The organism is Vibrio sp. OPT46 (assembly GCF_015163535.1).
Lineage (GTDB): Bacteria > Pseudomonadota > Gammaproteobacteria > Enterobacterales > Vibrionaceae > Vibrio > Vibrio alginolyticus.
This window is the reverse complement of sequence record NZ_JADDYG010000494.1, coordinates 4514-6888: the sequence shown is the minus strand read 5'-3', so window position 1 is coordinate 6888 and position 2375 is coordinate 4514. Positions and strand designations below refer to the sequence as shown.

Sequence of the window (2375 nt, the reverse complement as noted above, 5' to 3'; positions counted from 1 at the left end):
GAAGCGTATGACTCTGAGTTTGATCAGGAGAAGCGTTACGACTTGTCGCATCAAATCCAAAACTATGTCAGCAAAGCAAATATCATCGTTCCTGGCTATATGGTGCCTTATTCTCGAGTTGCTCATTGGCGCTGGGTTAAAATTCCTAAAAACGGCATGACAAAAGCGACAGAATGGGTGCTTCATCCAATGGATATCGGTAATTTCTGGATTGATAACCAAGTAAAAGAAGAGACAGAGGAAGCGATGGACGAGGGTAAAACCTTCCCAGAATTAACGGTAATTGATGATCGTTACAAATTGTAAGTCATTAGTTTAGATAGAAAATGATAGCCCCGGTAATGAATTTTATCGGGGCTTTCTTTTTTACTTAATAAGGTAAGACACTTCTAAAAGGTAGGTTTTTGCATCACCAAGCAAAGAGAAAGCTTTATCGATGGTTTTAAATCGATCATCAAGCGAGTCGCTTGATATCAGCTGGCTGAATGTTTGCAACGAGAAAGCTTCGTTTGCTTTGAAGAACTGATGTACGTTTTCAAGCTGCACTTTATGAATATGCTCCACCTTATTTAGGGCGGTGGTTAAATCGGAAATGTTAATCGACATTGCTACTCGGGAACCTTATCAACAAGACCTATATGAGGTCATAGAGTGGGGTTTTATATTTTGCGACAGAGAGTAACACCGAAGAGCAATTTATAGTCTGATGAAGATCAATTTGCCTTATTTAAGCATCTGTAACGCGGCACTAGACGTGTACCTAGAGCTAGTACACGTTACAACGCTTGAATATAGGCTAGGGTTTCACCTGATCAAAAGTAAAAGCCAAGTCCGACTAAAAGCCCTTGAGAAGCCGTATCATATTCAAATACCTCTTCATTTTTGTAATCGACCCAGGTCGACTTGTAAGCTAAGTTGAGATCAGACCATTCGTTAAAGCGATAACGAACACCAGTTTGAATGGCATAAGTGAAGTGAGTATCGTTGCCAAGTCCGGCGTCGATACTGGCATGAAATCGCCAGTTTTCACTCAATTCATCAATGAGTCGCAAGCCAACTAAAAAATCGACCCAATCTTCTTGTAATGACAGTCTATCTTCTAGTACCCGGTTGTCATTACGATACAGCTTGCCGGTGATGTCATTGTCCCACCAACGTAATCCAAACATATAATCCAGTTTACCAAATGAATATTGTTCGCGTTGGAATGCCTTTGCTTCTAGAACACCTTGCCGTATTTCGATGTCCGCACGATAACGAGCGTTAGGCAGAGCGCCCTTGATATTATTAACATCACCACTTAAGTTCATGAAACTATAATCTATGTAGTAGCCCCACTTACTTTGGTAAATACTCTCGAATCGCAACATCGCCCCAATATCGAGGTGGTCTACTATGAACTTAGGATCGACATCCACCTCTGATGAAAAGCGACCAATACTGGTATCCCCGTGGATATTCAGTCCTAGCATGTACACTTCTATGCTATTTCGCCAACGAGATTCTTGTGTCTCGGCTGAGAGCGCTACTGATGTAGGTAATACAAGAATGAGTGAGGAGAGTGATAGCAGGTTACATGGTTTCATCCAATTTCCTTTTCGGCTTTTCGTCAGCTTTCAGCTTAGTAGAAGTCGCTACACTCTGCATAAAAAAGGGAAGCAACTTGCTTCCCTGTAATTAACATTGACTTAGAGTTGTTTGGCAATGTCTGAGGTTAGGCTTTCTATGCCTATGGATAAAGCGTTGACGAGCGCTTCATAGCCCTCATCTTGAAGCGGCTGAGAGATTTGTATTGGCGCGCTGTTTTCTACCTTACCTTCGGCATTAATGAGTAACCATTCCCCCTCAATTTCGATATTACCTTTGTAGCTGCCATTAAATTTATTTAACGTAAGCTGTAGTTTGGCTTCACCGCTTTGATCCAACAGATTATTCATTTCAGCCGGCCAGTAATGACTTTGCTTGTGGCGTAGTTCCGAGACGACTCTCTGAGTGATTTGCTCAGAAATACTGTGCGCCCATTGATTGTGCTTTGCCTGAATAACTTGGGTCTCAGAGGTTCGATAAACAATGCCATTATCATTCAAATAACTCGCCAATGTCACTGGACGAACAACTAAAGTTGGGCGCTGAGCGATATCAGAAGAGCTCAGCGTCACTGGTTCCGCCTTAGGTAGAAGGTACATAGCTCCTTTAGTTTGCGGAGCGCTACTGCAACCCGTTAGACCGACAAATAGCGCGATAGACAGAAAGAATACTCGTTTCATTAGTTTTGGCCTTTAACTGGTATTGGGTCACTGATTTCATCTTCTCCAAACACAAGAGAGTTTGGCTTTTCGTTTAGCTGTTTAAGTACGGGTTTAAACTCTGTCATC

Annotated in this window: 3 protein-coding genes and 1 pseudogene; 1 reads left to right on the top strand and 3 read right to left on the bottom strand. The window is 42.1% G+C overall.

The window, feature by feature from the left end:
• Window positions 1-306 (top strand): annotated as a pseudogene (locus tag IQR33_RS20780) (ABC transporter substrate-binding protein); the annotation flags it as partial.
• Window positions 307-366: 60 nt separating this feature from the next.
• Here the strand turns inward: IQR33_RS20780 and IQR33_RS20775 are convergent.
• The 3 genes from IQR33_RS20775 to IQR33_RS20765 all read right to left on the bottom strand — a co-directional run bounded on the left by IQR33_RS20775 (window position 367) and on the right by IQR33_RS20765 (window position 2267).
• A complete protein-coding gene (locus tag IQR33_RS20775; RefSeq protein ID WP_005385812.1) occupies window positions 367-606 on the bottom strand; it encodes a hypothetical protein in 240 nt (79 codons plus the stop codon).
• Between the two features lie 206 nt (window positions 607-812).
• Complete coding sequence (locus tag IQR33_RS20770) at window positions 813-1586, bottom strand: hypothetical protein (protein ID WP_017633868.1); 774 nt, start codon at window positions 1584-1586, stop codon at window positions 813-815.
• A gap of 102 nt (window positions 1587-1688) precedes the next feature.
• Complete coding sequence (locus IQR33_RS20765) at window positions 1689-2267, bottom strand: PqiC family protein (protein ID WP_193837571.1); 579 nt, start codon at window positions 2265-2267, stop codon at window positions 1689-1691.
• Window positions 2268-2375 lie beyond the last annotated feature (108 nt).